The organism is Microcoleus sp. AS-A8 (genome assembly GCA_039962225.1).
Classification (GTDB): domain Bacteria; phylum Cyanobacteriota; class Cyanobacteriia; order Cyanobacteriales; family Coleofasciculaceae; genus Allocoleopsis.
This window is the reverse complement of sequence record JAMPKV010000005.1, coordinates 1-25,727: the sequence shown is the minus strand read 5'-3', so window position 1 is coordinate 25,727 and position 25,727 is coordinate 1. Positions and strand designations below refer to the sequence as shown.

Below are 25,727 nucleotides of genomic sequence, written 5' to 3'. Positions count from 1 at the left end.
TTAGTCTCCTGAGAGGTTTGGGGTTAAAGTACCCGTAAGCTATTAATTTGATATTTATTGTTTTTCATATTTAGCGGACGCCCAAACAAATAATAAATAGTTCTTTAAAGGGGTTTAGAAAATAATTTTAAATCCTAAAACTTCTGTATTTTTTATTTAATCTGGCATTAATTTGATTTCAGAGCCTTGCACTTTGGGTCTTCAATAACGACTAATTTCAACAGGGATTATCGCCGTCAGACGAACTTTCCTGGACTTCGTCCTAACGAACGACAGTCCTTTAAGAGTCTCGCTCCCGGCTCATGAGAGAATAACCTTCGGATAGTAGATTAATTAGTGGGGTGTCGGGGCATATTCAGCCTCACGCCATCCTAACCCATAAACCTTGGGTGTGACCTCAAAGGAGTTTTTGTCATGACCGGAGAAATTGATCCCGTTATAGTGATGAAGCAGGAAGTTGGTAAAGCGGCTGCTGCTCTTGTACAGTCAGGTACGATTGTCGGGCTAGGTACAGGTTCAACCACTGCCTATGCGATCGAGTATTTGGGAAATCGCCTCAAGTCGGGTGAACTCACAGATATCCAAGGCATTCCCACATCATTCCAAGCAGAAGTCTTGGCGAAAAAGTATGGAATTCCTTTAACCACACTCGATGCTGTTGATCACATTGATATTGCCATTGATGGCGCGGATGAAGTCGATCCGCAGAAAAATTTGATCAAAGGCGGTGGTGCGGCTCATACTCGTGAGAAAGTTGTTGATGCTTTGGCTGACCAGTTTATTGTTGTTGTGGATGGCAATAAATTAGTTGACCGCTTAGGTTCTACTTTCCTGTTGCCTGTAGAAGTTATTCCCATGGCGCTCACGCCTGTAATGCGGGCGATTGAAAAGCTAGGTGGAAAGCCAGAGTTACGTATGGGTGTGAAAAAAGCAGGCCCCGTGATTACTGACCAAGGGAATATGGTAATTGATGTGAAATTTGATTCCATCGATAATCCGGCTGAACTCGAAAAGACCTTGAATAATATTCCAGGTGTCTTAGAAAATGGCTTATTTGTCGGCGTTGCCGATAAGGTTCTCATTGGCGAAGTCAAAGACGGTCAGCCCATTGTCCGAGAAATGTGAAATCGCTAATTGTCAGCGAATTGATTGCCATTAGCGACTAAGCGAGCGCCGATTTAATTTGCTTTCTTTTTGAGGATGAATCATCTTTCCTCAGTCGTTAGTCATTAGCCATACTAGTAATGGGTGACTGATGACTATTGACTGAAGATTAATTGATGAGCGAGAAAATTTTATGGCTATGCAATATCGAAGATTTGGGCGAACCCAATTACAGATGCCGATTTTTTCTTGTGGTGGCATGAGATACCAATATAGCTGGAAAGATCGACCGATGTGGCGGGTTCGTCGGCGTAGTCAGCAGAATTTGGAAGCGATTGTTCATCGGTCTCTAGAAGTTGGCATTAACCACTTTGAAACAGCTCGTGCTTATGGTACGTCTGAGCTGCAATTAGGACCAATTCTGGCGAGGCTTCCCCGTGAGCAAATCATTGTCCAGACTAAAGTGATGCTGGAATGCAGTCCGAAAGAATTTCGGCGTGAGTTTGACAAGTCGTTGGCGAATCTCAAGCTAGACTACGTTGACTTGTTAGGGCTGCACGGCATTAATACACACTGGCTGCTTCATGATACTATCCGCCCTGGTGGCTTTTTGGATGTGGTACGGCAGCTACAAGAGCAAGGGAAAGTCAGATTCGTAGGCTTTTCTACCCATGGCCCATCGGATGTAATTGTTAAGGCCATAGAAACAAACCAATTCGATTATGTGAACCTGCACTGGTACTACATTAACCAGTCCAACTGGCCTGCGATCGAGGCTGCCAGACGCCACGACATGGGGGTTTTTATCATCAGCCCTTCGGACAAAGGGGGAATGTTACAAAAACCATCCCAGAAGTTAGTAGAATTGTGTGCCCCTCTGAGTCCGATGGTGTTTAATGATTTATTTTGTCTCTCCCATCCTCAAGTCAATACTTTGAGTATAGGAGCATTCAACCCAACGGATTTTGATGAACACCTGAAGGCCGTTGAATTGCTGGATAGAGCCGATGAACTCTTATCACCGATTCTCGTGCGTCTGGAACAAGAAGCGATCGCTGTTTTGGGAGAAGAGTGGGTCAAAACATGGCAGATTGGCTTACCAACCCATGAAGAAACGCCAGGACTGATGAATATCCCTGTTATCTTGTGGCTGAGAAATCTCGCTCTGGCCTACGACCTGGTGGAATATGCCAAAGGGCGCTATAACCTGTTAGATGGTGCAAGTCACTGGTTTCCTGGTAGCCGAGCAGACCGAGTTAGAGAATTAGACTTACGATATTGTTTGCGTCATAGTCCTCATGCAGACAAAATTCCCGCCTTGCTGGAAGATGCTCATCAGCTTTTAGGTGGCGAGAAAGTTAAGCGTTTATCCCAACAATAACCCTCTTGGTTTGTACGGCTCTATTCCAATTGGGATTGAATAATTTTTACGACTTCAAGTATTTTGTTTCCTTGTTCCTATTATTTTTTTAGAGGTAGCTCTTTGAGCGGTGCACAAGCGCGTAAGTAAATGCAGTGACGGACACTTTTACTAATCGGTGTCGTGAACCCTTCAATCGATTCGATTACCCCACCTAATTTTTCTAGAATCGGCTTAAGAGATTCGGTCTCTTCGTCTGTCCAATTACCTCGATAAAGAATGGCTAAACCCCCTGTTTGTAACAAGGGCAGGGCATACTCAGCACACACTGAAGCTGGTGCAACAGCTCGGAGGAGAGCAATATCATAAGTTTGCCGATGTTGAAGCTGATGAGTCAGTGCTTCAGCTCTACCGATTAAAGTAGTAACATTTTGAATCCCTAACTGGGCAATTAAAGCGTTCAGATAGGTGATTTTTTTTCGGGTGGAATCCAGTAACGTAACAGAATGATGGGGAAAGGCGATCGCTATTGGTATTCCTGGAAATCCTGCGCCTGTTCCTATATCAATCAGCTTCAAAGATTGTGCCTGAATTTCACTGTTAGCTTCTAAATCTTGTACGGGTGATGCAGGCGTCGCCCCTAGGATGCCCGACTCTTGATTCCAAACCCCCCGCAAAGAATCCCACAAATGTTTCTCCCAGAAATCAATCGGTTCAGTGATTCGAGTCAAATTCAACCGCCGATTTCCTTCTAAAATGCCTTCATAAAACTGTTGAAATAGCCCCTGCTGTTCGTCCATTGGCTGCCATCCTAGAGTTAGCTGCCACATGTCTACCATCTGAGGTAGTATTAATGTCTCACTTGCGCTCATCGATCAAATTCGTTGAATTACTTCGTTAATCGTCTGTGTTTTTTGATCAAGGGTCAAACGGTTGAAGCTGAAAAGCTAAGGCTTTTTCAGCTTCTCAATTTTAATCAATTAACACAATTAATCCTTCTGGAGATGCATCATATTTGATATCATGTCCCGTCAGAGAACCACATGATAGAAAAATTGCTAGGGAGGAATGCGATTTTTCTGGGAGTGGGCGCTATGAAATGATCACGACAAACATGCCTTAATCAAGGGTAATCAATCAAACAGGACATCCTATGATGGATGAAGAATAGCTTCAAGTGACTAGCTCGGGGGTGGTACTTCTAGGTTTTAGAGTCACTGGATCAACTTCTTGCAATTCCCCATGATTCAGCGTCCAGCATCGATCAGAAATTTGCAATAATTCACCAGCATCGTGAGTCACAACAAAGAGTGTCCAATGGGTTTTGAGCTTTGCCAAAAGACTCACTAGTTGTCGCCGCATCGACCAATCTAGACCCGCTGTCGGTTCATCCAACATGAGAATATGGGGTTGGCGAATCAACTGCACAGCTAAGGCAAGGCGTCGCTGCTGACCTCCGCTGAGTGCATGGGGTGACGTATGTAACGACAAATTAGCCAGTCCGACTTCCCCAAGCGCCTCATAAACCTTCTCTGACCCTAACTCTGGATGCCCCAGCCGCAATTCCTCTAGAATTGTACTACCACAAAAATGCCGTTCAGGAAATTGAAAGACGAGCCCTCCTAGCTGTTGCAAATGTTCCGGCGTAAGTTCCTGGTCTCGCCAGAAGACACCCCCTGTCGTTTGTTGCGCTAACCCTGCCAAAATTTCCAATAATGTACTTTTACCTGAGCCACTAGGACCAATGACCAGTCCTAGTTGTTGTGGTGCCAGTTGTAGATTCAGAGATTTTAAAATGGCTAGGGGGGTAGCAGGAGGGTGGTAAGTTAAGTTTCTAAGATATAGCATTAAGGTTCGTACAAAAAAAAGGGCTGTTTGGAAGTTAGGATACTAGCGCTCTTGGCTAGCGTTCTGCGTCTCTGGCGCTGCCGCCAATTTGGCAATCGCTGTGGTGCTATCCAACGCTCTATTCAGTCGTTACTGCTAGCTCCTTGCCTCCCCGCTCAGCTCATGCTAAGCCGCACACCGTGCGAATGTGATAACTCTCATCGCGAAAATCTATTGATGTCAAGGTTGATTTACCTCCTTGACTGAGAACGTTAACCGAGCTGGGTAGCTGCTAACTTAAGAAAGCAATGAGTTCTTCTCAATTGTGACAAACATAACACTGATAGTCCCAACTCTTAAAACTGGAACATTCAATCAATTGCAACGTCAGACTTTTATTAAGCATCATTTTTATTAAGGATGACAATGACGACTTGGTTACCTGCGCCAAAACGGACGGTGACAGCTCTTGCCAGTGCTGCGGCTGTGGTACTCAGTTTGTGGGTGTCACCCACATTGGCAAAAGATCCCTTTCGCACCAATAATTCTCGCCCCATTGGGGATAATACAGAAGCGGCTTTTGAATATATCTTCAAAGCGGGAAACTACAAAGCTGCCAAAGGCTACCTACAGAAAGCAGAACAGAGTGAGCCAAATGAACCCCTAACTTATGCCATGTTAGCTTCTCTAGCTTTCACGACTCAAGACTGGGACACCATGAAAAGCTATGCCACCAAAACTCAGCAAACGGCTCAACAGCTAAAATCCACTGACCCTTTACGGGGAAATCTTTACACCGCAGTTGGTCATTTTTTAGAAGGAACTTACGAGTTCAAAAAAGATGGCCCTGTCGGAGCTGTGAGCAAATTGCAGAAAGTTTTTCAATATCTAGATGAAGCCAAAAAAATTGATCCTAAAGACCCAGAGCTAAATTTATTGACAGGCTACATGGATTTAATGTTAGCCGTCAATTTACCGTTTTCTGACCCAGCTCAGGCCGTTGAGAAATTAGAAAAGTATGCAGCTCCTTCTTATTTAGCTTATCGCGGTATTGCTGTGGGATATCGTGATTTGAAAAAGTATTCTAAAGCGATGGAATTTGTGGATCGTGCCCTGGCATTGACACCGAATAACCCAGAGGTTTTATACCTGAAAGCACAAATTTTGAGAAATCAGGGTAAGAATAAAGAAGCTCAGAATTTTTTTAATCAAGCAGGGCAAAAACTAGATCAATTGCCTAATTATTCCGCTGCACAAATCACCTACGAACAGTGCAGAAACCAAAACCGAATCGATAACGGTAGTGAAGACAAAGGTCGGAATTGTGCCGAGGAAAGGAATAAAATTAGACAACGAGCGAACTAGACCAGGCTTGAAGCGGGTGATCGGCACTCTAGAGGTGTGACACCGGGCTGCCTCTACTCGCAGAACTAGGCAGTGAATGGAATGTGGAGTTTAGCCGTCCTGAGAGTTGAGTGAATTTGTCAAGAAAAATTCATATTTTCCACAAAAACTGGCGAATCTGTCCGTTTTTTTGTAGCTTTCACTACATTTTCTCGATGGATTCATTGCTACTCTTCCAGAAGTGAAGACCCAGGATAATCCTCTGTAAAGTTTAAAGGTTTCCTAGACGGATTCCTAATTGGGTGACAACCTTAAACTGTTTTGAAGTCGTTCAAAGTACAGAGCGAAAGGAAAAATTAACAGCTTCTAGGGTTCCGGTTTGCATCATTCAAATGCTGGTCCGAGAGAAGCAAGCTGGCTGATCTAAGCGCTCTGCTTTCTTGTGTATTGGATGAGTCGGTTACACGGCGGGAGAAAAGCCCGGGAGAAACATCAGTTGCTCAAACTGATTGTGTCCTCTCCTGGGCTTTTTGTATTGATTCCGAATGTGGTTCGATCCAACTCGCTGGCGTCAATTGTTTTGAAAACTTCTCAGGAGTGCAAATGACTGAAAATAATTCTGAAAACCCTCTGTTTCAGAGTCCAGATGGGAATGGGCATTATCCGACTCAGGCGCAACGGGCGCTGGAGTTGGAAGCTCGACTGCCGAAGACGGGTTGGCAGCAGGAGGTATCCAAAGGGCTGGAATACGGTTTAGAAGCGGCAGAAAGTATTCGCGATCGCAGCATTCCCACTTTCTCACGCGGTGAACTCCCTCACTACGCTGGCATCAACACCTTTATGAAAGCACCGTATGTAGAGGATGTTCGCAAGGTTGGGGAGTATGATGTGGCGATCGTGGGCGTTCCTCACGATTCTGGAACAACCTATCGACCCGGTACTCGCTTTGGTCCCCAAGGTATTCGCCGCATTTCTGCCTTGTATACGCCCTACAATTTTGAGTTGGGAATTGACTTGCGCGAGCAAATCAAACTCTGTGATGTGGGCGATATCTTCACTATTCCCGCCAACAACGAAAAGTCATTTGACCAGATTTCCAAAGGTATTGCTCACATCTTTAGCTCTGGAGCATTTCCGATTATTCTAGGGGGTGACCATTCCATTGGTTTCCCCACTGTTCGGGGCATTTGTCGGCACTTGGGCGACAAGAAAGTGGGCATCATTCACTTTGATCGCCACGTCGATACCCAAGAAACCGACCTAGATGAGCGGATGCACACCTGTCCTTGGTTTCATGCCACGAACATGAAGAACGCCCCAGCCAAGAACTTAGTGCAATTAGGGATTGGCGGCTGGCAATGTCCCCGCGAGGGCATCAAATTTTACCGAGAACGGGCAAGTCATAATATCTTAACCGTGACCGATATTACCGAAATGGGGTTGGATGCCGCTGTAGATTTTGCCCTCGAACGGGCATTAGATGGCACCGATTGTGTCTACATCAGCTTTGATATTGACTGCATTGATGCAGGCTTTGTCCCTGGTACAGGCTGGCCCGAACCCGGTGGACTCCTCCCCCGCGAAGCCCTCCATCTGCTGGGCAAGATTGTGCAAAAGGCTCCTGTTTGTGGTTTGGAAGTCGTGGAAGTTTCCCCACCCTACGACATCAGTGATATTACCTCTCTGATGGCAACTCGCGTAATCTGTGATGCGATGGCGCATTTGGTGCTATCCGGTCAGCTTCCGCGCAAAGAGAAACCCGCCTATATTCATCCAGAATCCCAACCCGAACTCGTAGCGTGGACTTAAACAATGCACGAGACTGACATGACCAAGGCGCTAATTGTAACCGTGCGGGATTGGTGGGAAGCACAACCGGAACACCCCAAAATTTCTCATGTTTATCTCACAGTAGGTCAGTTCACTTGTGTAGAACCCGCAAGCTTACAATTCGCATTTGAAGTTCAGACCCGCAACACCTTTTTAGATGGCGCAAAACTGGTAATTCAGGAAACTCCATTAATTGCCTTTTGTCATCGCTGCCAACAGGAATATCGCCCCGAAATCGGCATTCAATATGCTTGCCCAGATTGTAGTTCACCGATGGAAGACATCCGTTCTGGGCGAGAGCTGAAAATCGAGCGCGTTCAATACGCACAACCCGACGTAGTGGTTGCGGGCGGACAAGATACCCATATCTCATAAAACTTAGTAGGGGTGGGTTTAACGATCACTTTTTACTTTTTGAGGATAACGATTGTTCAAAACCCGCCCTTACTCCCCAATGATCCATTACCCATTATTAAACGATGCACCAAACATTTGACGCCGCTCTAGGAATTAACTTACTCCATGCCAATCAGGCAGGAGCCGACCACAATCGCGCCCATTTCGATGAGTGGGGCATTACTTGCTTCAATATCATGAGTAGTCCCGGTGCGGGTAAAACTGTTCTCTTAGAACAGACACTAGCCGCCCTCAGTAATAAAGTAAAGATTGCTGTCATTGAAGGCGATATGACAACTGAACTCGATGCCGATCGCCTTCGTCAATATGGGGTGCCTGTGATTGCCATCAACACCGGACGTTCCTGTCACTTAGATTCCAAAATGGTTGCAGGGGGTATCCATCAGCTAGAGCATCAGTACAACCCTTCTGATTTCGATCTGGTACTCGTGGAAAACGTTGGGAACTTGGTGTGTCCGGCTGAATTTGAAGTGGGCGAACACGCCAAAGTCGCTCTGCTGAGTTTAACAGAAGGAGAAGACAAACCTCTGAAATATCCGGTGATGTTTCAAGAAGCCGATTGTTTGCTAATTACCAAGATGGACTTAGCCCTTCATCTGGATACTGACGTAAATCGGATTGTCGCCAATGTGCGGCAAATGAATCCTGATGTCACAATTATTCCTGTTTCTGCGAAGACTGGTGAAGGATTAGAGGCTTGGTTTGATTGGATCTGTTCTCACATCGAACACTCGTCTCTTCCCGAGCAGCACCTATCGGTTATCCATTAACCCTAAAATCTCTGTATGGGTGGTGAAGATCGTGCAAATCGCAATGGGTACAAAGTCTGTTCGCCATGAGCATCCTCGAACAGACTTGACTTTTCTAAGCTTCTATTTAGGCGTCAGCCTGCTCCCAAAGCTCACGCACATAGTCAGGGAGGCAGCCAGCAATTTCCTGAATCCGCTCCTCGGACAGTTGATCTTTGGTGGCAGAAAATACCGCTTTAACGGCCTGCTCTCGCTCGATTGTTCCTGGCAGTCCTGCTTCATTGGCAACTCGCGTGAGAAATAGCTTGGAATCAATTCCCATCGGAGCCGGCCCTGTTAAAGGTTTACGGATGCGACTCAAAAATCCCACGATTGGATTGGTGTCTTTCCACAGATCTGCGACTTCCATTTGAAGGGCTTTCTCCTCAGTCGGCACCGCTTCTTGATGCAGTTCTGCCTCAACGCGATCGATAGTTTCTGTGGTCATTAAGTCGCGCATGACGCGAAACACAACTTCGGTAAAATCTCTGGTGTCGTACAGATCGGCAAATCCGCTTCTGACCATCACCTTTTCCAGAAATGAGCGATGTTCATCGGCAATCGCAGTCCGAGAATCTTCAATCTCAGTTGGGTCAATTTCTGGAATGTTTGTCCTGTATGTTTTATCTGCCATTGTTTTTTCTTGTGCTTCTTAAAATTTGAGCAATTATGCTCACTTTCGTAAGATCGCACAACTTAAAAACCTTTAGTATCACCCAGAAGTTCGAGATGCCATTATCCAAAAGTTATAGATTTAAAATTCAACCTCAGCCGGAACGCTATGTAACATACGTTACGGATTAGCGATCGCTCTATCCGCTACACCCAATAGGTAACCCCTCGACAAAAATCACCGCTGTGAGACGCTGGCAGCTTGCTGTCAATCACCTTACGAGACATGTGCCATGAAAATCCGCTCACTCTTCTCCTACATTATTCTTTTTCTGGTCACATGGGCATTTACTATAGGCTGCGTCAACCCCGCAATATACATCAAAACAACCAATCAAAGCGATTCTGCCTCCTCAGCCAGTGTTGATTCTGTTCGTTTGGGTTTCAGTGCGTGGCCTGGTTGGTTTCCGTGGCAAGTGGCTCAAGACGAAGGGATATTTAAAGCCAATAACGTTCAAGTAGACCTGAAGTGGTTTGATGGATATCTGGAATCGATCAGTACTCTCACAGCAGGACAGATCGATTCCAATAGCCAAACCCTAGGCGACACGGTTAATTCCGTAGCGGGGGGGGCAGACCAAGTGGTTGTGTTGGTCAACGACAACTCCACAGGCAATGATAAGGTGATTGTCCGCGAAGGGATTAACTCAGTTGTCGACTTAAAAGGAAAAAAAGTCGCCGCCGAGGAAGGGACTGTAGATCACTTTCTACTCTTGTTAGGACTCAAAAAAGCAGGTTTATCGCCACAAGATATTCAATTTATCCCTCTAGAAACTGGTAAAGCCGCAGCGGCATTTGTGGGAGGTCAAGTGGATGCAGTGGCAGTATTTGCCCCATTCACCACTCAGGCATTGAGGCGTTCCGGGAGTAAGGAACTCTTCAGTTCCAAGAACTTTCCGGGAGCGATTTCCGACCACTTAGTATTTACGCGCAAGTTTGTGGACGAACATCCTGAACAGGTGCAGGCCATCGTTGATTCCTGGTTTGTCACGTTGGACTATCTAAAAACAAATCGGGACAAATCATACAAGATGATGGCAAAACGTGCGGGTGTCACGGTTAACGAATATCAAGAGTATGCTGACGGCACTCAACTATTCACATTAGAGGAAAATCTAAAAGCTTTCAAACCGAGCAATACCATGACTTCCTTACACTTTGCAGCCCACGAAATGAGCAAATTTCTCACAGAAGTTGGTCTAACGAACACTCAACCCAACACCAGCCGTTTATTGGATGATCGCTTTGTCCAGGCATACGCCAAGAAATTTAATAAATCATCTTAAATTGGCGAACTAGAAAAATGTTTGTAATAAGTCTTCTTCTTTACCGTTGATGGAATTCAACCATGAACCAAAGTCCTGGATCGATTCGCTCCTTGATCCGACCGACAACACTAAAACCCACTGTTTTCTGGCAAATTGCCGAAGACATCCCCAAACCCCTGAACACGGCATTAGTGATTACCTCCATTGGAGTTCCCTTACTGCTGTGGTGGTTGGTGACCACATTTGGCAACATAGACCCTAAGTTCTTGCCGTCACCGGGTAAAGTTGTGGAAGCGTTTGGACGGCTGTGGAGTACTCGCGAACTCCTCAAGGATACTGTGGCAAGTCTATGGCGGGTTGGTGTTGGATTCCTGTTGGCAGCCCTTTTTTCCATCCCCGTTGGAGTGCTGATGGGCAGTTTTGCCAGTATCCGCGCCTTGCTCGAACCTATCTTCGGGTTGATGCGTTATATGCCTGCGCCCGCCTTCATTCCCCTACTTATCCTGTATCTCGGTATTGGAGAAGAACCAAAAATTACCCTCATCTTCATCGGAGTCTTTTTCTTCAACTCTTTGATGGTCATGGATACGGTAAAGTTCGTGCCCAAAGACCTGATTGAATCAACCTACATGTTAGGAGGGAACCGCCTACAAACTTTATTTCAGGTGATTTTTCCCCATGTCTTGCCGGGAATTATTGATGCTTGTCGCATCAACTTAGCCGCTGCTTGGCAATTAGTGATTGTCTCAGAACTGATTGCAGCAACGGAAGGTTTAGGGCGTCGGATTAGTGTGGCAGGTCGATTTTTGAGAACTGATGAAATTTTTGTGGGTTTAATCGTAATTGGGGTGATTGGACTAGCCTTCGACCTACTCTTTCAGTACATGTTAAGGGTTTCTTGTAAATGGGCTAACCAGAAGCGATAACCTTTTTTAGGCGGCATCCATAAAAATGTTACCTATTTTACAGCATTAACTCTACGTGAATTGATAAAGAATACGCATTTTCTATTTAGAGGTTTAACCCATGTATCTGCAAATAACCAATTTACATAAGCACTTCGATACAAAAAATGGAACTTTAGTTGTCCTAAAGGACATTAATATGACGATTGAACAGGGAGAATTTATCTGTGCTGTGGGTGCATCAGGATCGGGTAAATCGACTCTACTGCGGCAGATTGCCGGACTTGATACTCCTACTTTGGGGGAAGTTAGCATTGATGGTCAGTGTGTCACCGGACCTGGACCGGATCGGGGCATGGTGTTTCAGCACTACACGCTCTATCCTTGGATGAGTGTACAAGAAAATGCTGAGTTTGGATTGAAGCTTCAAGGCGTACCCAAAAAACAACGACGCGAACAAGCTAGCTACTACCTCACTGTGGTGGGGTTGACTGAGTTTGCCCAATCCTTGCCGAAAGAGCTATCCGGTGGCATGAAGCAACGAGTAGCGATCGCTCGTGCGCTCACCTCGGAACCCAAAGTGCTGTTGATGGACGAACCTTTCGGTGCATTAGACATCCACACCAAAGAGTCGATGCACCAATTTATGCTGGATCTGTGGCAGCGCACTAATATTACAATCTTCATGATCACCCATGACGTAGAGGAAGCAGTATTCCTCTCGAATCGAATCTACGCGTTAGGTACTCGTCCTGGCACGGTGAGGAAGGAAATCTCGATCAAGCTGCCCCATCGTACCCATACCGTGAAGCGACACTCTACATTTCACGACTATCGGGATGAACTCATGGAGCTGATGCGGAGACATGGACAGGAGGCGATCGCTGCTGCTTAACTGGGATGAGCCGTTAATTTTTCCATTAGCTTAAAAAAGACCAACTATCGGCGTAGCTGGTCTTTGTACAAGTAATAATTTCGTTGTTGCTCTACATTGGGGAAATCCAAGCTGCGCGTTCCCAATCGGCAGCAAGAAGATTTCTTTATTTCCTTAATTGTAACAGAGAATACGAATTTTTTGTAACCAAAATTTACAAGTTTAGAGGTTAGCCTCTCCCCTAAGATAGTTGCTACCTTGCTGTGGATGCCCCCAAAGCACACGCTCATGTTTATAAACCGTCATACCCGGTTTAGCTCCTTTGGGCTTATAGACGTGTTTAGGCTTGGTATATACAACCGGAACTTGGTCGCTTTGACGCCCCCGGCTGTAGTGAGCCGCTAGATCAGCAGCAAACTGCAAATCCGCTTCATCGGGCACAGATCCTGGCTCTAAGCGGAGGAGAACATGGCTACCTGCAATCTCTTGAGTGTGAAACCAGAGGTCATAGTCTCCTGCCGTCCGAAACGTCAGTTGGTCATTCTGGCGATTGTTGCGACCAATCAACAATTCAAATCCACTCGGTGTCCGATAGCGGTAAGGCACAGAAACATCCGTAACCTCTCGATTCCGTTGATCGGGGGAGTCTAAATACTTTTGCTGAATCAGTTCCTCGCGAATTTCCTGGAGTGTTTGTAAATCGTCTGAGGACTTGTAAGCATCTAGCTGAGTTAAGGAAGCTTCTACTTGTTCTAAATACTGAACTTCTCCCTGTACCTCTTGGAGTAACGGCTCCACGGCATGACGAGCACGTTTCAGCTTTTGGTGACGCTTGTAGAGCAATTGAGCATTTTGGACAGCGTTTTTCTCTGGGTTTAAAGGAATCGTCACGGGTTGATCAGTATCAAAGTCAAGCAGTGCAATCGACTTCATTCCCGGTTGCCAGTCCTGGAGGTGCGCCATCAACAGGTCAGCTTGTTGCCGATATTGGTCGGCTTGGTCAGATTGCTGCAAACGTTCTTGAAAGGACGAGGCTTTCTGACGCAGTTTCCCAAGGACATTGCCCAGTTTTTGACTGAGTTGGTGATGTAGCTGACTAAAGTCTTGCTGGTTTAGCTCGGCGGTGTAGTAGTCATTGAGTAAAGTTTGGACATTCTTTGCTGATTGAACAGCACCCCAACCCATGACTGTATAGCCTTGCTCTGTCCAACCGGGTTGAAAACGTAATGGCAGGTTAGAACCTTCAACTGTGGACGGCTCACTTTTGAACCCTTGCTCCCAATTCTGAATCCCCAAAGTTTGCAGCCATTGTTGCCAGCATTGAAACAAGCGTTGCCAATCAGAAGCGCTCAGGCTTTCCGTGGATTGGTCAGAATCAAGCCCAGCCGCTTGCGCCATGGAGCGCACCAGTGCTGGACTCAAACCCCGGTAACTTTTGAGCAACTGACGCTGCAATGCCCCCGGTACCAAACTGACTCGTTCTTGCCAGCGTTCTAGGGATTCGCTCAAGCTAGGGGCTGTACCCATGAGCGCGGGTGGTTTTTCGTAAGGCTGGCCGGTTTGAATGGGACGGACACTCGATTGCTGAGAACTTACTTGATGGGCTGCCGTGATCATGACATTGTCAGCACCCGCCAGGATGACATTACTGTATTTGCCCATAATTTCGACGTAGAGGTGATAGCTCACGGGGTCTCCGGGTCGTTGGGCAAAGCGCAAATCTAATACGCGCTCCCACGGTGCAATGACTTCTATGGCTACTAGAGCCAGTCCGCTTAATTGGTGCCGCAGTTGGTCGCTAAAGGTAAATGTATCGGGAGTCCGAGGGGGTGGATCACCCAGATAAATTCGAGCGGCTTGGGGATGCCAGGAGATGGTGAGCCAACCCCGACGCTTAAGGGTGCGTAAGCAGAGCGCAATAGTGTAGCGATCGCGCTGATACACTTGTTCTGCACGTCCTGGTACCCAGTCAGAACGCAGTTCATCACAAGCTGCTGTTAGGGTGGTAAAGTCAACGGGTTGCACAAGCTGTCTTTTCAGTAATCACAATTAGGCATCAGTACCATCCTCTCAGATCCAGAGTAGAACTCTGTAAGAGTTTTCCGAACTCCTTCTTGAGGGGGTTACCTCACTCAGGGCTAGTACAATAGTTTCCCGCTCCAGGACTGGGAAACCACTGCCACCAATCGTTGCCTGTATTAGCTTCTGGCTCAGGTGGTGAAGAATGAATTGGGTCTGCTGGGGTTGGATTTGTGTTGGGCGGAGCGGTTACAGAATTAACATTTCCAACTTGAATTTGATAGACCAGTTTGTTTGGATTTTGTGGCTGGTTCAGCCAATTTAGCGTAGCATTACCAGTCAGGGTAAAACTCTCTTGAATATCGTGAATCCAAAAAATATTTACTTCGTTGTTAGGAGATGAGGCTCCAATCCCAGAAATTGATAGAGTCGTGGATGAGTCGGTGAGTACTAAGTTATTCAGGAGAACGCTGGTTCTATCGGCTGTTGCTTTTGTGTAAATGAACAGATCTTGAAAAAAGCCCTCGCTTTGAGTTTCTAGGGTTGTTTCTCCAACCGTATACTTGACAATTGAACCGTCGTAACTTAAAGAAAACGGTTGCTTTTCTCCCTTAGACCAGACAAAATCAACGTTGTGATTAGCCTGAGCATCATTTTCCAAGACAAGGCTGCCAAGCTGACCTCCCGCAACAAAGGTAGGTTGGCTCATCAATGCCTTCAGCTCAGTTTCTGAAGATATCGTGCTTAACCCGATTGCATGAGCACTGGGTGACAAAGATAGCCCCACTGCTACAAAAACGATTGTAAAAAATGATTGACATACACCCATAACTTCACTCTTGTTTGACACAAAATCTGCAAAATCTTATTCTTAATTTAAACTTATATAAGTGAAAATTTTGTGAACGTAATTTTTCCAAGACTTGCAATTGTTTAATTATTTTAAGATTTTTCTCTAGTTAGCATAAACTGGGTTTCTGTTCATGGGCGTTACCTGAGACACGGTTTTACAAAAGCTTGATTCTAAGGGAATTTTTATAAATTTATAGTGAAGATTACTGACTCTTACAGGCCAAGCCGACATTAAATATTAGGAGTTTTGGGTCGTTAAACACGATAGATAACACGCTTTAGGGGAACAAGGAGAGTGGGATGCAGCCTACAGATCTATCTCCAGACTGGTTCTGTGCAAAAGGTAAATCGCGGAGAATAAAAGCTAAAATCACGGTTTTCTGTGGAATTTAGCCTTGTAAGGCTAAATTATTGTAGATACCATGGAAAGTGAATCCTGAAAATCGCTCCTTATGCGGCTCTTCCCGCTAGTTCTTCATGGACATACAACTGATTAATATCGGTTTTGGTAATATCGTGTCGGCAAACCGAGTCGTTGCGATTGTTTCTCCAGAGTCTGCCCCGATCAAGCGGATCATTACCGATGCACGCGATCGCGGACAGCTCATTGATGCAACTTACGGTCGTCGTACTAGAGCTGTGATTATTACAGATTCGAGTCACATCATTCTCTCGGCGATTCAACCGGAAACAGTTGCTCATCGCTTCGTGATCAGCAAAGATGGTCAAAGCAGCCCTAGTTAAACCATCTCTCCCATCAACATGCAAGCAGGCAAGCTCATCGTCGTAACAGGTCCCAGTGGTGTTGGTAAAGGGACATTGCTGCGATCGCTCATTCAACGCCACCCAGAATTGTATTTTTCCATCTCCGCGACGACACGCCAACCCCGTCCCGGTGAAATTGAGGGGCAGCACTACTACTTTGTCACCCGAGACAAGTTTGAACAAATGGTGGCGGCTGATGAGCTTCTGGAGTGGGCGGAGTATGCTGGCAACTGTTATGGGACGCCCCGCAGGCAAGTCCAACAGCAAATTCAACAGGGTCGGATCGTTATTTTAGAAATTGAAGTAGTGGGCGCTAGGAAGATTAACCAAACCTTCCCCACAGCCTTACGTATTTTTATTTTGCCTCCCAGTTTAGCCGAACTAGAGCGGCGGATTCGCGATCGGGGTCAAGATACGGAAGAAGCGATCGCTCGACGCCTAGCGCAAGCCAAAGCAGAAATCAATGCGGCTGATGAATTTGATGTGCAAATGGTGAACGATGACCTGAAAACAGCCCTTTTTCGTTTAGAATCTATAATTTTTGCACGGACAAACTAAGCCAGACCATCTTATGCTCTCATCCACCGTTTCATTCAGAAGTTGTTGCAGCTTGGATGGATAATAAGTGACTCCGTTTGATTACTCTTTAGATTTTAAGACTATCGATTTTCGCTCATCGCCCGAACTTTATCGAGTCGGTAAGGGTGAACAAGGAGTGCTATTAGTAGAACCTTATAAATCTGAAATTCTTCCCCATTGGCGCTTCAAAACTCCAGAGGTAGCAAGAGAATCTAGCCAGAAAATATACAACATGTTTCTGGACTATCTCCATGAAGATGATTTTGTCGGAGCAGATATGGCTCGGAAGTTTTTACAAATGGGTTATACCCGATCGCGTCGATACGCCAATCACAAGAGCGGCAGAAAATATAAGAATAATCCTCAAAAAGAAAGCTCGAAAGAAGCTCAAATCCAAGCGAGGAACGATATTTTACCGAATGAAGTAGACCCGGTCAAAGCTGAATGTGCGGAAATCTTTAAGCAAAAATGGCAGCAAGCCAAGACTCATGATAAATATCTTCTGCTTTTAAAAACACATATAGAAAGGTACGGACAAGCATAAAATAAAGTTTTGCAAAGGCCAAAAAACATTAGTTTAGCCTTAATCAACTATGGTCAATTAAACAACGAAGCCATGAGATACCTATTTAGACATAAGTCTTAAAGTAGGGGATAGGTAGGGAAAAAGCTCTTAACTTTGGATATTAGCTTGCTGTCCTATCAGTTGGCGTTACCCCTGCTTTAACAGGGGTAACTTTAAGTATTTTTCTCCTCAATGCTCAAATAGCTCTTAGCCACTAGAAACCAAGAATCTATGAGCGGAGCAAACGCAATAGCCTTGCGCTTTAGCCACCGAACTCAATCATTTTTCTCCATCGGGTCGTCTGCCTAATTCCTGAAAACTTCTGTGCAGGCTGTATCAAACTCTACCAAACTAGAACCATAAATCCGTTATGGTCATTGAATTATTAAGAATGTAAATTAATTTACATAATCATGCGGATTGAGCAGTTACAAGCCTTTCTGGCTGTTGCTGAAACGGGCAGCTTTGGACAAGCCGCACGCAAGTGTGAAATCACTCAGTCTACAGTCAGTCGCCAAATCCAGTCATTGGAAGCCGAGTTGGGTTTGCCACTGTTTCATCGCACGGCCCAGGCCAAACTAACGTTGGGAGGTGAACATCTTCTACCTCGCGCACGCAAAATTTGTCAAGAGTGGGAATCGGCAACACAAGAATTAGCCGATTTGATGGCTGGAAAACAGCCAGAACTCTGTGTGGCAGCCATTCACTCGGTCTGTGCTCATTATTTGCCTCCAGTGTTACAGAAATTTTGCCGCGACTACCCAGACGTCCAGTTGCGGGTAACGGCGTTGGGAAGCGATCGCGCACTGAAAGTTCTCCGAGATGGCTTAGTGGATGTGGCGATCGTCATGAACAACCGCTTTTTAACCGCTAGTCCGGAAATGGTCGTCAATGTCCTCTACGAGGAACGGGTTGAAGTCTTGATGGCGTCAAATCATCCCCTGACTCAGTATGAACAGGTGCCTTGGTCAGAACTGATCAAATATCCACAAGTAGTATTTAAAGACGGCTATGGGATGCAGCGGTTGGTACAAGAGAGGTTTGCGCGACAGGGAGCCAAGCTACGCGCTGTTATGGAGTTAAATACCCTTGATGCGTTTCGAGGCGTTGTCCGGCAGGGAGAACTGATTGCTCTACTGCCTGAGTCGGCTTTAGTAGAAGCTCGCACAGACTCAACCCTAGCCATTCGAGCGATCGCCTTTAACACTGAGCGAGGTTCGCTCACCAGTCTTCCCCCATCAATGACGGCGGTCGGTAATATGGTTAGCGATGTCCCAAACTCTGATGGCATCTTGATGCGCCAGGTCGTTTTGGTTACCACCCAAGACCGTATCCAAATCCCCCCCATTCAGCACTTCTGTCAACTCGTGCGTCAATTGGAAAAGTCGGCAGCAAATGCGATTACTGGCCAGGATTCCATCGCTCAGCCTCACATACCGTTTGACAGTCAGCCCTTAAGGGTTAGCGGTTAACAGATAATACTAAACTCGGCATTAAGTTTAACGCCGACGTAAATGGTAGTTACAACATCATGAGAAAAGTAGTCTCGAACGCCTTCGGCAACGGGATAAAGAGTGTAGTAGCTCACCCAGTTAAGGTCACACTTACAAACTGATTCCCGTATTTTCCGTAAAATTAGGAACTATAAGCTGGCTTTGTATCTATAATTTTTTGTCCTCACAAAACTGAGAATCACCGAGGAAACCTACCATGAGTAATGCTTTCAGAGAATTGTTAAAGAAAGTCGGTAGTGGCGTCCACACAGGTGAAGACTTAAGTCGTGAGGAAGCGGCAGCAGCTACCCGGATGATGTTGTTGCAAGAGGCAACGCCTGCTCAGATTGGCGCGTTTATGATTGCCCACCGGATTAAACGGCCTACCAGTCAAGAATTGGTAGGGATGCTGGATGCGTATGAGCAGATTGGCCCCAAGCTGCAAGTAGAGGACATGGGGAATCGGCAATCGGGAATTGAGAATGGAGAAGATGCTGGAACAACGTCATTGTTGTCCCAACCCGTAACAGTATTGGGGACGCCTTATGATGGGCGATCGCGTACTGCCCCCGTAACTCCCCTAACGGCTCTGATTTTAGCGACGGCTGGAGTACGTGTGATCATGCATGGGGGAGATTGTATGCCGACGAAGTATGGCGTCCCCCTGATTGAGATTTGGCAAGGATTAGGCGTGGACTTTTCCAGCGTCACCTTGACGCAGATTGAGCAATTATTCAAGACAACGGGTTTGGGATTTATCTATTTGCCGCAGCACTTTCCTGAAGCACAAGCATTGGTACCCTACCGCGACCAAATTGGCAAACGTCCGCCCTTTGCAACAATGGAACTCATCTGGTCGCCCTATGGGGGAGATGTGCATATGGTGGCGGGGTATGTTCATCCTCCCACCGAACTTCGCTTTCGAGAAACACTGGAGATGCGGGGAGTCAGAAAGTTCACCCTGGTTAAGGGATTAGAGGGTAGCTGCGATTTACCGCGCGATCGCACAGCGATTATTGCCATCAGTCAACCAAAGGTTAGTGAAGGGTTTGAACGTCTTCTGCTCCATCCTCGTGACTACGGTTTTGCCCACCCAGAACTGCCTCTTGACTCCACTCGTGAGTTGATAGAACAGATGCACCATGTCCTAAATGGCAAATCTTCTGAATTAATGTCTGTTGCCATCTGGAACGGCGGATTTTACTTATGGCGTTGTGGCGTCTGCCCCGATCTAGCCACAGGTTTTACCAAAGCGGAATCTTTCCTTACCGAAGGTTATGCTCTCCAGAAGCTACATGACATCCGTCATGCGATCGCCTCCATGCAACTGGCTCATCAGTCTTAATCTGAATCATGAGCCATATCCTAAGATGTTTGCTCAAGATAACCCTCTTGCTCCCCCCTGAATAAGGGGGGTTGGGGGTGTCAACAAATTCTTAAGAGTTAAAGTTCATGGGCTTAGCCGGGGGGGTCGATGGGATCTTAGGGACAGCTACTGGCGGTGTTGGATTTTGTGGCGGGAGCGGTGCCACATTAGGGTACAAGTTACCAGGAAAATCCTCAGCTTTGATACAACTCTCCATCACTTGACCAGAAGAAAAATCGGTTTCGCGGCTTAAACCGACCACACATTGTGCATAACGAAGAGGTAGAAGACTACGACGACAGTAATCTAGTACCGTAATGGGCTGTGAGTCGCGGGTGTTATCCGTGATATCAAACATACAACGAGATAATTCCACAGGGCGTCTCACTCGTTGACAAGCCACTAGAGCGTCCTGTGTCAAGGTTGGTGTTAGTTTATGAATTGTAACAACGCATCTTGATATGTCTTTGGGATTCAGGGCATCCGAACAAGCTGCTACCGCCCCTTCTGGAGAAACTCCAGCCAAACGCACTAACTGAGCCGTGCAGAGTTGGAACTCGTTCAAGGCTACGGCAGGACGATTGGGGATTACCAGGGCCAACAGACTGGCGATGGCTACAAATGGCGCAGCCCTTTTTGTCATCGCTAGCTGACCTTTAGAGAATGGGAATAAGGGTAGGAAGATAGAATTTTTAAGGCTGGAACGGCAACCGATGTCACTTTGCCTGCTCATGATTGTTCTTTTTAAAGATGTCACAGGATATGCTATCTGGTTGCGGACGTTCGCGGGTAACCTTAGGTCAAATCGTCAAGAGAATCCCAAACAAATACACCACGAATTCGATATCCTATCAAGTCCGGATAATCACTTATGATAAAGACAGACTGTACAAACGTAGTTAATGCCAAAACAGTTAACAATTATTCCGCATCTGAGTGTCTCTGAACTTGAACTTGGTTATCGTCAGGCAAAAAACGGAGTAGACAGCCGTCAGTATCAAATTATTTGGCTGCTGGCACAAGGTAAAACAACGGCAGAAGTCATGGTAATTACAGGATATAGCCGGACTTGGATTTATGCTTTAGTGAAAAGATATAACCAATCAGGCGCTACCGCACTTGGCGATCAGCGTCGGGATAATCAAGGAGCCAAACCATTAGTTGAAGACATCCATCAAGCCCAATTGTGGCAAGTCTTACAAACACCAGCACCCGATGGTGGGCTATGGAACGGTCGGAAAGTCGCAGACTGGTTAAGTGAACTCACGCAGCAACAGATTAGCCGACAAAGAGGATGGGAAATATTGCGACAGATGTCCTTCCGGCTGCGAGTTCCTCGTCCAGCACATACGGAAGCCGACCCAGTTGAACAAGAAGCTTGGAAAAAAAACTAGCAGCACAAGTGGCACAGGTGCAAACCACTTATCCAAAAGCAGAAATTCAACTGTGGTGTGAGGACGAGCATCGTTTAGGGCTTAAACCTCTGCTGAGGCGAATTTATGTACATGAAGGAGTATCACCCATTGCCAATGTTAACTGGAGATTTCAGTGGTTATGGTTGTATGCATTTGTACATCCTCAATAGCAGAGAAACTTATTGGTGGATTCTCCCTTATGTCAACACGCAATTGTTTAGCCGAGTCTTAGCCGACTTTGCCCAAGAGTTTGGTTTGGGCAAGAATAAGCGCATTCTTTTAGCTGTTGACCAAGCCGGATGGCATAAAGCGTGATGGTTTAGAAATTCCCGAAGGACTAGATTTAATCTTTTTACCCTCTCATTCTCCAGAATTACAGCCAGCAGAGCGATTGTGGACTTTAGTTGATGAACCAATTGCCAATCGTTCCTTTGATACTCTGGCACAGTTAGAAGAAGTTTTATTGGCTCGTTGTCAAGTTTTACTCCAACAACAAGATTTGATTCGGGGATTAACTGGTTTTCATTGGTGGGTTCAGTTAGGTGTCTAATTGTAAGTATTTATCCGGACTTGATATCAATGGTACCACCCGATAAGGCAGGCTTAGGAACGGGTATTTATTTCAGTGGTGGAGCGGTTGCTTCTAGTTTGTTTGGTGCTTTATTTAGTCAGTCAGGCAGCCTGACTCCTATTGTTGGAGCATTGCTTGCTGCTGCTGCATTTTTGGTTGCAGCAATTTTCGTGGCGAGTAGCAGCAGGTTAGAGGCAGTAAAGTAAAAGCTTAAGGAGGAAGGATGAAGTATGAAACAACCTTGTTGGCTTTGGGCATCAAACTCACTACTGAAGGGTTCAGCCTTTTTTCATACTCCATACCTTTTTTTGCTGAGTAGAGTGATGGCATGATGGGACGAGATTAACCTCATCCCCTATCATCCTTTATTAATACTCAGGCACAGATGGATCGACTTCCTTGCTCCATGCAGAAATTCCACCTTTCACATTGGTGCCATCAATGCCCGCGTCTTTCAAGATTCCCAATGCTTTTGCAGAGCGACTGCCAAATTTACAATGGGCAATTAACCGAGAACCATTAAGCACTTGCTTAACTTTTTCTACACCCTGACCATTTTCAATTTCTGATAGCGGGATGAGGACTGAGCCAGGAAGCTTGGCAATTTCGTATTCATTAGGATTGCGAACATCGAGTAGGACAAAATCCTTCGCGTCACCATCCAGTAGCTGCTTGAGTTCCTGAACTGTGATTTCTTGCATTTCCTTCTGCCGTTTTGCCTCTTCTTCTTTAGCTTGGGTAACGCCGCAGAATTGTTCGTAGTCAATCAACTTGTCAATGACAGGCCGCTCAGGGTTAGGGCGCAGTTTTAATTGACGGAACGTCATCTCTAGCGCGTTGTATAGCAACAAACGCCCACTCAGGGTTGTGCCCTGCTGGATAATGATTTTGACAGTTTCCGTTGCTTGAATTAAACCAATGATTCCTGGCAGAATGCCCAAAACACCACCTTCGGCACAGGATGGAACCATTCCAGGAGGTGGGGGTTCTGGATACAGATCTCGGTAGTTCGGGCCACCTTCGTAGTTAAACACGGTAGCTTGACCTTCAAATCCGAAGATTGAACCATAGACGTTAGGTTTGCCTAGTAGCACACAAGCGTCGTTCACCAGATAACGAGTTGGGAAGTTATCGGTGCCATCGACAACAATGTCGTAGGGCTGCATAATCTCCAGAGCATTCTCTGAACACAGAAGATCTTCGTAGAGATCTACCTGGCAGGAGGGGTTGATTTCTAGAATTCGATTTTTCGCTGACTCAATTTTCGGCTTGCCCACCCAGGAGGTGCCGTGAATCACTTGTCGTTGCAGGTTTGAGCTATCGACGACATCAAAGTCTACAAGACCAAGGCGTCCAACGCCAGCGGCAGCCAAGTAAAGCAGCAGGGGTGAACCCAGTCCACCACTACCAATGCAAAGCACACTAGCGGCTTTTAGGCGTTTTTGCCCCTCCAGTCCAACTTGTGGCAAAATCAGGTGTCGGGAGTAACGTTCGTACTCTTCTTTGGTTAGCTGGATTTCATCCAGATTGGGATTGAGCATTGTAGTCTAGGTAGTGCGAACACGACCTATATCCTAGCTAAATGCTTTCCATCTGTCTGTAGGGGGGTTAATATAAATTTTTGATTAAGCTAACACCCGATTGTATGAATTTCCTCAGGCTGAAATTGCTGGTTGTCATCCAGGCTCCAGCTTTTGAGGTCACAAGCTAATCCTTGTCGCACAGAAACAATAATATAAGAGTATTGCGGCCAAGCGATCACCCGATCAAATTCCGAAGGAACGGCTGGATGATCGGTGTGAGAGTGATAAATGCCAATGATGTTAAGGTTGCGATCGCGTGCCTCTTTTTGCACCCTCAGCATCACTTGCGGCGCAATAGTGAATCGATTGCGTTTACTAGACTTTCGTTTCGATAAACCATCAATTGATTGGAAAGCATCAGCCGTCTGTTCATCCCAGCTATTCTCTGTCGGTAAGACTTCAAGCAGGGTTCTGGCGTCCCCACTCAAATGACCTAAGAGTAATCCACAGCACTCTTCAGGGTATGTGCTTTCTGCATGGGTCTGAATATCCTGAAGATGAGAAGAATGAAGGTTTAGCACGAATGATCTCGTTACTTATAAATTCAAGAGACATCAAAAATTACAAACATCTGGAATGTCGGCTACGGCTATTGTAGTTCAAGAGCAGACCAATCACTGCCCTTACTCAAAACTCATATTATTTTGATGATGACTCAATCTGTTAATGTATCTAAAAATGCTGAAGACTTACTTGCTTATTTTCAGCAATATGCGTTTGAATTATTAAAAAAACAAAATCGAGAAGTCAGTGAAGCCTTGAGTCGCAGGCATATTAAAACTGAAAATCTTCCAGGTCTAGAGGACACTTATAGAATTTACTGTAAACTTAGCAGTTTTGTTCCCTTAGAACAGATAGAAAAGAAAATTCTACAACAAATTGATGAGATTGTTTATTTCATCAAAGATTTTCAAATTGGAGTTCTAGGCCAGTCTACTGCACTTTTTCATCTCTATGAAGTAGAAATCTTAATTGGTAAAAATATTAAGCAATTATTTCACTTTGAATCTGGTAAATTACTAATTCAGATTCCTTATCTAAAATTAAGGTTTTTGAATACTAGGCTTTCTTGCCAGGATATAAAAAATCTTTGGAACCAAGGAAAACATTTCAACAACACTTCTCCGAGTTATAAGTATTGGTGGTTATTTAATCCAATTGGAGAATTTAGTTTTAATTTAAAAAGAATGCTTTTGTTAGCTATAGATAAGAAAATATTAAAAATTGATAAACTACTCGTTAAATCTGGTTTGGTGGAACATAGCGAACGTCAAAGCCAAATTTTAAGTAAGAAAATTGGCGATAAAAATAATGCTAAATCTGATACAGCAGATTTACAAACTACTACAGCTATCATCGCTTTCCTTAAAACTACGGTCAATGAAGAAAAACTGGAAGGTAATTTAGATCAGATTTTAAAAGATAAAGATGAGGCAACTTTAGTTCGCTTACTTGCTTTATTTAAAAAGAATTTAACTGATTCCAGCCAAATAGAGGAAATTATTAGTACAGGAATACTAAGCATTAAAGAGGTGATGGATGAAGAAGAATCGAAAGTTCATATAAAAATGCTTGGATTTGTTAATGTGGGAAACTACCATCGCGTTGATGTAGCCCTGAGTCTGAGTTCAAGTTATCTAAAGCGCTATATAGAAGTCATTTCCCGAAAAACTGCTATAAATGCCACCCTGTTTGGATTTGTTAATGTTTACACAATTGACAATATTACAGTAAAACCCAACTTTCACGGAGTACTGCATCTCAATTTTGAAACAGTCGCTCTAGAACGAGCGCTCAAGGAATTACAGTTGCTACCTTGATGCTCTCACTGGAGCATTGAGGAGGGTAGAAGGAGCAAAGCAAGGAAGGGAAAGGGGTGTAGGGGGCTAGAGAAAAAATAGAGTCAAGGGGTTGACAGTAGGGGAGATTATCGATATATTGGTAAATGCGCGCTAAAGAGGCCAACGCCCCCGACCGCGCCCGAACCTAGAAAAACCAATAGTTTGAAAGCCAAAATTAAGTACCAATCCTCGTCAGAAATCAATCAAGTTTTGGGTTAACCCCCAAGGCTGAAAAAAAGAAGAGGATTCCGGAAATCAAAAGTTTTCGGAGCCAAAAGTAACTTTCTAT

24 protein-coding genes, 1 pseudogene and 1 riboswitch are annotated in these 25,727 nt (G+C 45.4%); of the genes and pseudogenes, 17 read left to right on the top strand and 8 right to left on the bottom strand.

The window, feature by feature from the left end; genetic code table 11:
* The first annotated feature begins 414 nt into the window (after positions 1–414).
* Both rpiA and NDI48_09265 read left to right on the top strand, forming a co-directional pair.
* Complete coding sequence (gene rpiA, locus NDI48_09270; GenBank protein ID MEP0831398.1) at positions 415–1,125, top strand: ribose-5-phosphate isomerase RpiA; 711 nt, start codon at positions 415–417, stop codon at positions 1,123–1,125.
* A gap of 178 nt (positions 1,126–1,303) precedes the next feature.
* Positions 1,304–2,485: an aldo/keto reductase gene (locus NDI48_09265; protein ID MEP0831397.1), complete on the top strand. Its 1,182-nt coding sequence runs from the start codon at positions 1,304–1,306 to the stop codon at positions 2,483–2,485.
* 80 nt (positions 2,486–2,565) lie between these two features.
* Here the strand turns inward: NDI48_09265 and rsmG are convergent, their stop codons facing one another.
* Positions 2,566–3,303, bottom strand: coding sequence for a 16S rRNA (guanine(527)-N(7))-methyltransferase RsmG (rsmG, locus tag NDI48_09260; GenBank protein ID MEP0831396.1), 738 nt, complete (start codon positions 3,301–3,303; stop codon positions 2,566–2,568).
* A gap of 334 nt (positions 3,304–3,637) precedes the next feature.
* A complete protein-coding gene (locus NDI48_09255) occupies positions 3,638–4,312 on the bottom strand; it encodes an energy-coupling factor ABC transporter ATP-binding protein (GenBank protein MEP0831395.1) in 675 nt (224 codons plus the stop codon).
* A 405-nt stretch (positions 4,313–4,717) separates the two neighbouring features.
* On the opposite strand from NDI48_09255, the gene NDI48_09250 reads away from it, so the two are divergent.
* The 4 genes from NDI48_09250 to hypB all read left to right on the top strand — a co-directional run bounded on the left by NDI48_09250 (position 4,718) and on the right by hypB (position 8,652).
* Positions 4,718–5,656 (top strand): tetratricopeptide repeat protein, encoded by a 939-nt coding sequence (locus NDI48_09250; protein ID MEP0831394.1) that lies wholly within the window; start codon positions 4,718–4,720, stop codon positions 5,654–5,656.
* A gap of 334 nt (positions 5,657–5,990) precedes the next feature.
* Positions 5,991–6,124: riboswitch (guanidine-I (ykkC/yxkD leader) on the top strand.
* A gap of 114 nt (positions 6,125–6,238) precedes the next feature.
* Positions 6,239–7,444, top strand: a complete 1,206-nt coding sequence (gene speB, locus NDI48_09245; GenBank protein MEP0831393.1) for an agmatinase — start codon at positions 6,239–6,241, stop codon at positions 7,442–7,444.
* 3 nt (positions 7,445–7,447) lie between these two features.
* On the top strand, positions 7,448–7,840 hold the full coding sequence (gene hypA / locus NDI48_09240) for a hydrogenase maturation nickel metallochaperone HypA (GenBank protein MEP0831392.1): 393 nt from the start codon (positions 7,448–7,450) through the stop codon (positions 7,838–7,840).
* A gap of 104 nt (positions 7,841–7,944) precedes the next feature.
* The gene (gene hypB, locus NDI48_09235) at positions 7,945–8,652 is read left to right on the top strand and encodes a hydrogenase nickel incorporation protein HypB (GenBank protein ID MEP0831391.1); all 708 of its coding nucleotides are present in this window, start codon (positions 7,945–7,947) and stop codon (positions 8,650–8,652) included.
* Between the two features lie 106 nt (positions 8,653–8,758).
* On the opposite strand, the gene NDI48_09230 is transcribed toward hypB, so the two are convergent.
* Positions 8,759–9,304 carry a DUF2267 domain-containing protein gene (locus NDI48_09230; GenBank protein ID MEP0831390.1) on the bottom strand — a complete coding sequence of 182 codons (546 nt, stop codon included), beginning with the start codon at positions 9,302–9,304 and terminating at the stop codon, positions 8,759–8,761.
* A 271-nt stretch (positions 9,305–9,575) separates the two neighbouring features.
* Here NDI48_09230 and NDI48_09225 point away from each other — a divergent pair, with 271 nt between their 5' ends.
* From NDI48_09225 to NDI48_09215, 3 genes are all read left to right on the top strand, one after another.
* Entirely contained in the window at positions 9,576–10,628 is a 1,053-nt protein-coding gene (locus NDI48_09225) for an ABC transporter substrate-binding protein (GenBank protein MEP0831389.1), read from the top strand.
* Positions 10,629–10,690: 62 nt separating this feature from the next.
* Complete coding sequence (locus NDI48_09220) at positions 10,691–11,536, top strand: ABC transporter permease (GenBank protein ID MEP0831388.1); 846 nt, start codon at positions 10,691–10,693, stop codon at positions 11,534–11,536.
* Between the two features lie 100 nt (positions 11,537–11,636).
* Positions 11,637–12,410: an ABC transporter ATP-binding protein gene (locus NDI48_09215; GenBank protein MEP0831387.1), complete on the top strand. Its 774-nt coding sequence runs from the start codon at positions 11,637–11,639 to the stop codon at positions 12,408–12,410.
* Between the two features lie 201 nt (positions 12,411–12,611).
* Here NDI48_09215 and NDI48_09210 read toward each other — a convergent pair whose 3' ends face one another.
* Both NDI48_09210 and NDI48_09205 read right to left on the bottom strand, forming a co-directional pair.
* The gene (locus tag NDI48_09210) at positions 12,612–14,414 is read right to left on the bottom strand and encodes an NFACT family protein (protein ID MEP0831386.1); all 1,803 of its coding nucleotides are present in this window, start codon (positions 14,412–14,414) and stop codon (positions 12,612–12,614) included.
* A gap of 103 nt (positions 14,415–14,517) precedes the next feature.
* Complete coding sequence (locus NDI48_09205; GenBank protein ID MEP0831385.1) at positions 14,518–15,117, bottom strand: hypothetical protein; 600 nt, start codon at positions 15,115–15,117, stop codon at positions 14,518–14,520.
* 620 nt (positions 15,118–15,737) lie between these two features.
* Between NDI48_09205 and NDI48_09200 the strand changes: the two genes are divergently transcribed.
* From NDI48_09200 to NDI48_09180, 5 genes are all read left to right on the top strand, one after another.
* The gene (locus NDI48_09200) at positions 15,738–16,004 is read left to right on the top strand and encodes a DUF370 domain-containing protein (protein MEP0831384.1); all 267 of its coding nucleotides are present in this window, start codon (positions 15,738–15,740) and stop codon (positions 16,002–16,004) included.
* A gap of 18 nt (positions 16,005–16,022) precedes the next feature.
* Complete coding sequence (gmk, locus tag NDI48_09195) at positions 16,023–16,583, top strand: guanylate kinase (GenBank protein ID MEP0831383.1); 561 nt, start codon at positions 16,023–16,025, stop codon at positions 16,581–16,583.
* Positions 16,584–16,650: 67 nt separating this feature from the next.
* Positions 16,651–17,148, top strand: coding sequence for a DUF4385 domain-containing protein (locus NDI48_09190; protein MEP0831382.1), 498 nt, complete (start codon positions 16,651–16,653; stop codon positions 17,146–17,148).
* Positions 17,149–17,582: 434 nt separating this feature from the next.
* Positions 17,583–18,641: a LysR family transcriptional regulator gene (locus NDI48_09185; GenBank protein ID MEP0831381.1), complete on the top strand. Its 1,059-nt coding sequence runs from the start codon at positions 17,583–17,585 to the stop codon at positions 18,639–18,641.
* 238 nt (positions 18,642–18,879) lie between these two features.
* On the top strand, positions 18,880–20,007 hold the full coding sequence (locus NDI48_09180; protein ID MEP0831380.1) for an anthranilate phosphoribosyltransferase family protein: 1,128 nt from the start codon (positions 18,880–18,882) through the stop codon (positions 20,005–20,007).
* Between the two features lie 91 nt (positions 20,008–20,098).
* Here NDI48_09180 and NDI48_09175 read toward each other — a convergent pair whose 3' ends face one another.
* Positions 20,099–20,761 carry a hypothetical protein gene (locus NDI48_09175; protein MEP0831379.1) on the bottom strand — a complete coding sequence of 221 codons (663 nt, stop codon included), beginning with the start codon at positions 20,759–20,761 and terminating at the stop codon, positions 20,099–20,101.
* A gap of 169 nt (positions 20,762–20,930) precedes the next feature.
* Here NDI48_09175 and NDI48_09170 point away from each other — a divergent pair.
* A pseudogene (locus NDI48_09170) lies at positions 20,931–21,993 on the top strand (IS630 family transposase).
* Between the two features lie 29 nt (positions 21,994–22,022).
* Complete coding sequence (locus NDI48_09165) at positions 22,023–22,220, top strand: hypothetical protein (protein ID MEP0831378.1); 198 nt, start codon at positions 22,023–22,025, stop codon at positions 22,218–22,220.
* Between the two features lie 162 nt (positions 22,221–22,382).
* On the opposite strand, the gene moeB is transcribed toward NDI48_09165, so the two are convergent.
* Complete coding sequence (moeB, locus tag NDI48_09160) at positions 22,383–23,555, bottom strand: molybdopterin-synthase adenylyltransferase MoeB (GenBank protein ID MEP0831377.1); 1,173 nt, start codon at positions 23,553–23,555, stop codon at positions 22,383–22,385.
* Between the two features lie 89 nt (positions 23,556–23,644).
* Positions 23,645–24,118, bottom strand: a complete 474-nt coding sequence (locus NDI48_09155; GenBank protein MEP0831376.1) for a M67 family metallopeptidase — start codon at positions 24,116–24,118, stop codon at positions 23,645–23,647.
* Positions 24,119–24,244: 126 nt separating this feature from the next.
* Between NDI48_09155 and NDI48_09150 the strand changes: the two genes are divergently transcribed.
* Positions 24,245–25,417, top strand: coding sequence for a hypothetical protein (locus tag NDI48_09150; protein ID MEP0831375.1), 1,173 nt, complete (start codon positions 24,245–24,247; stop codon positions 25,415–25,417).
* Positions 25,418–25,727: the final 310 nt, after the last annotated feature.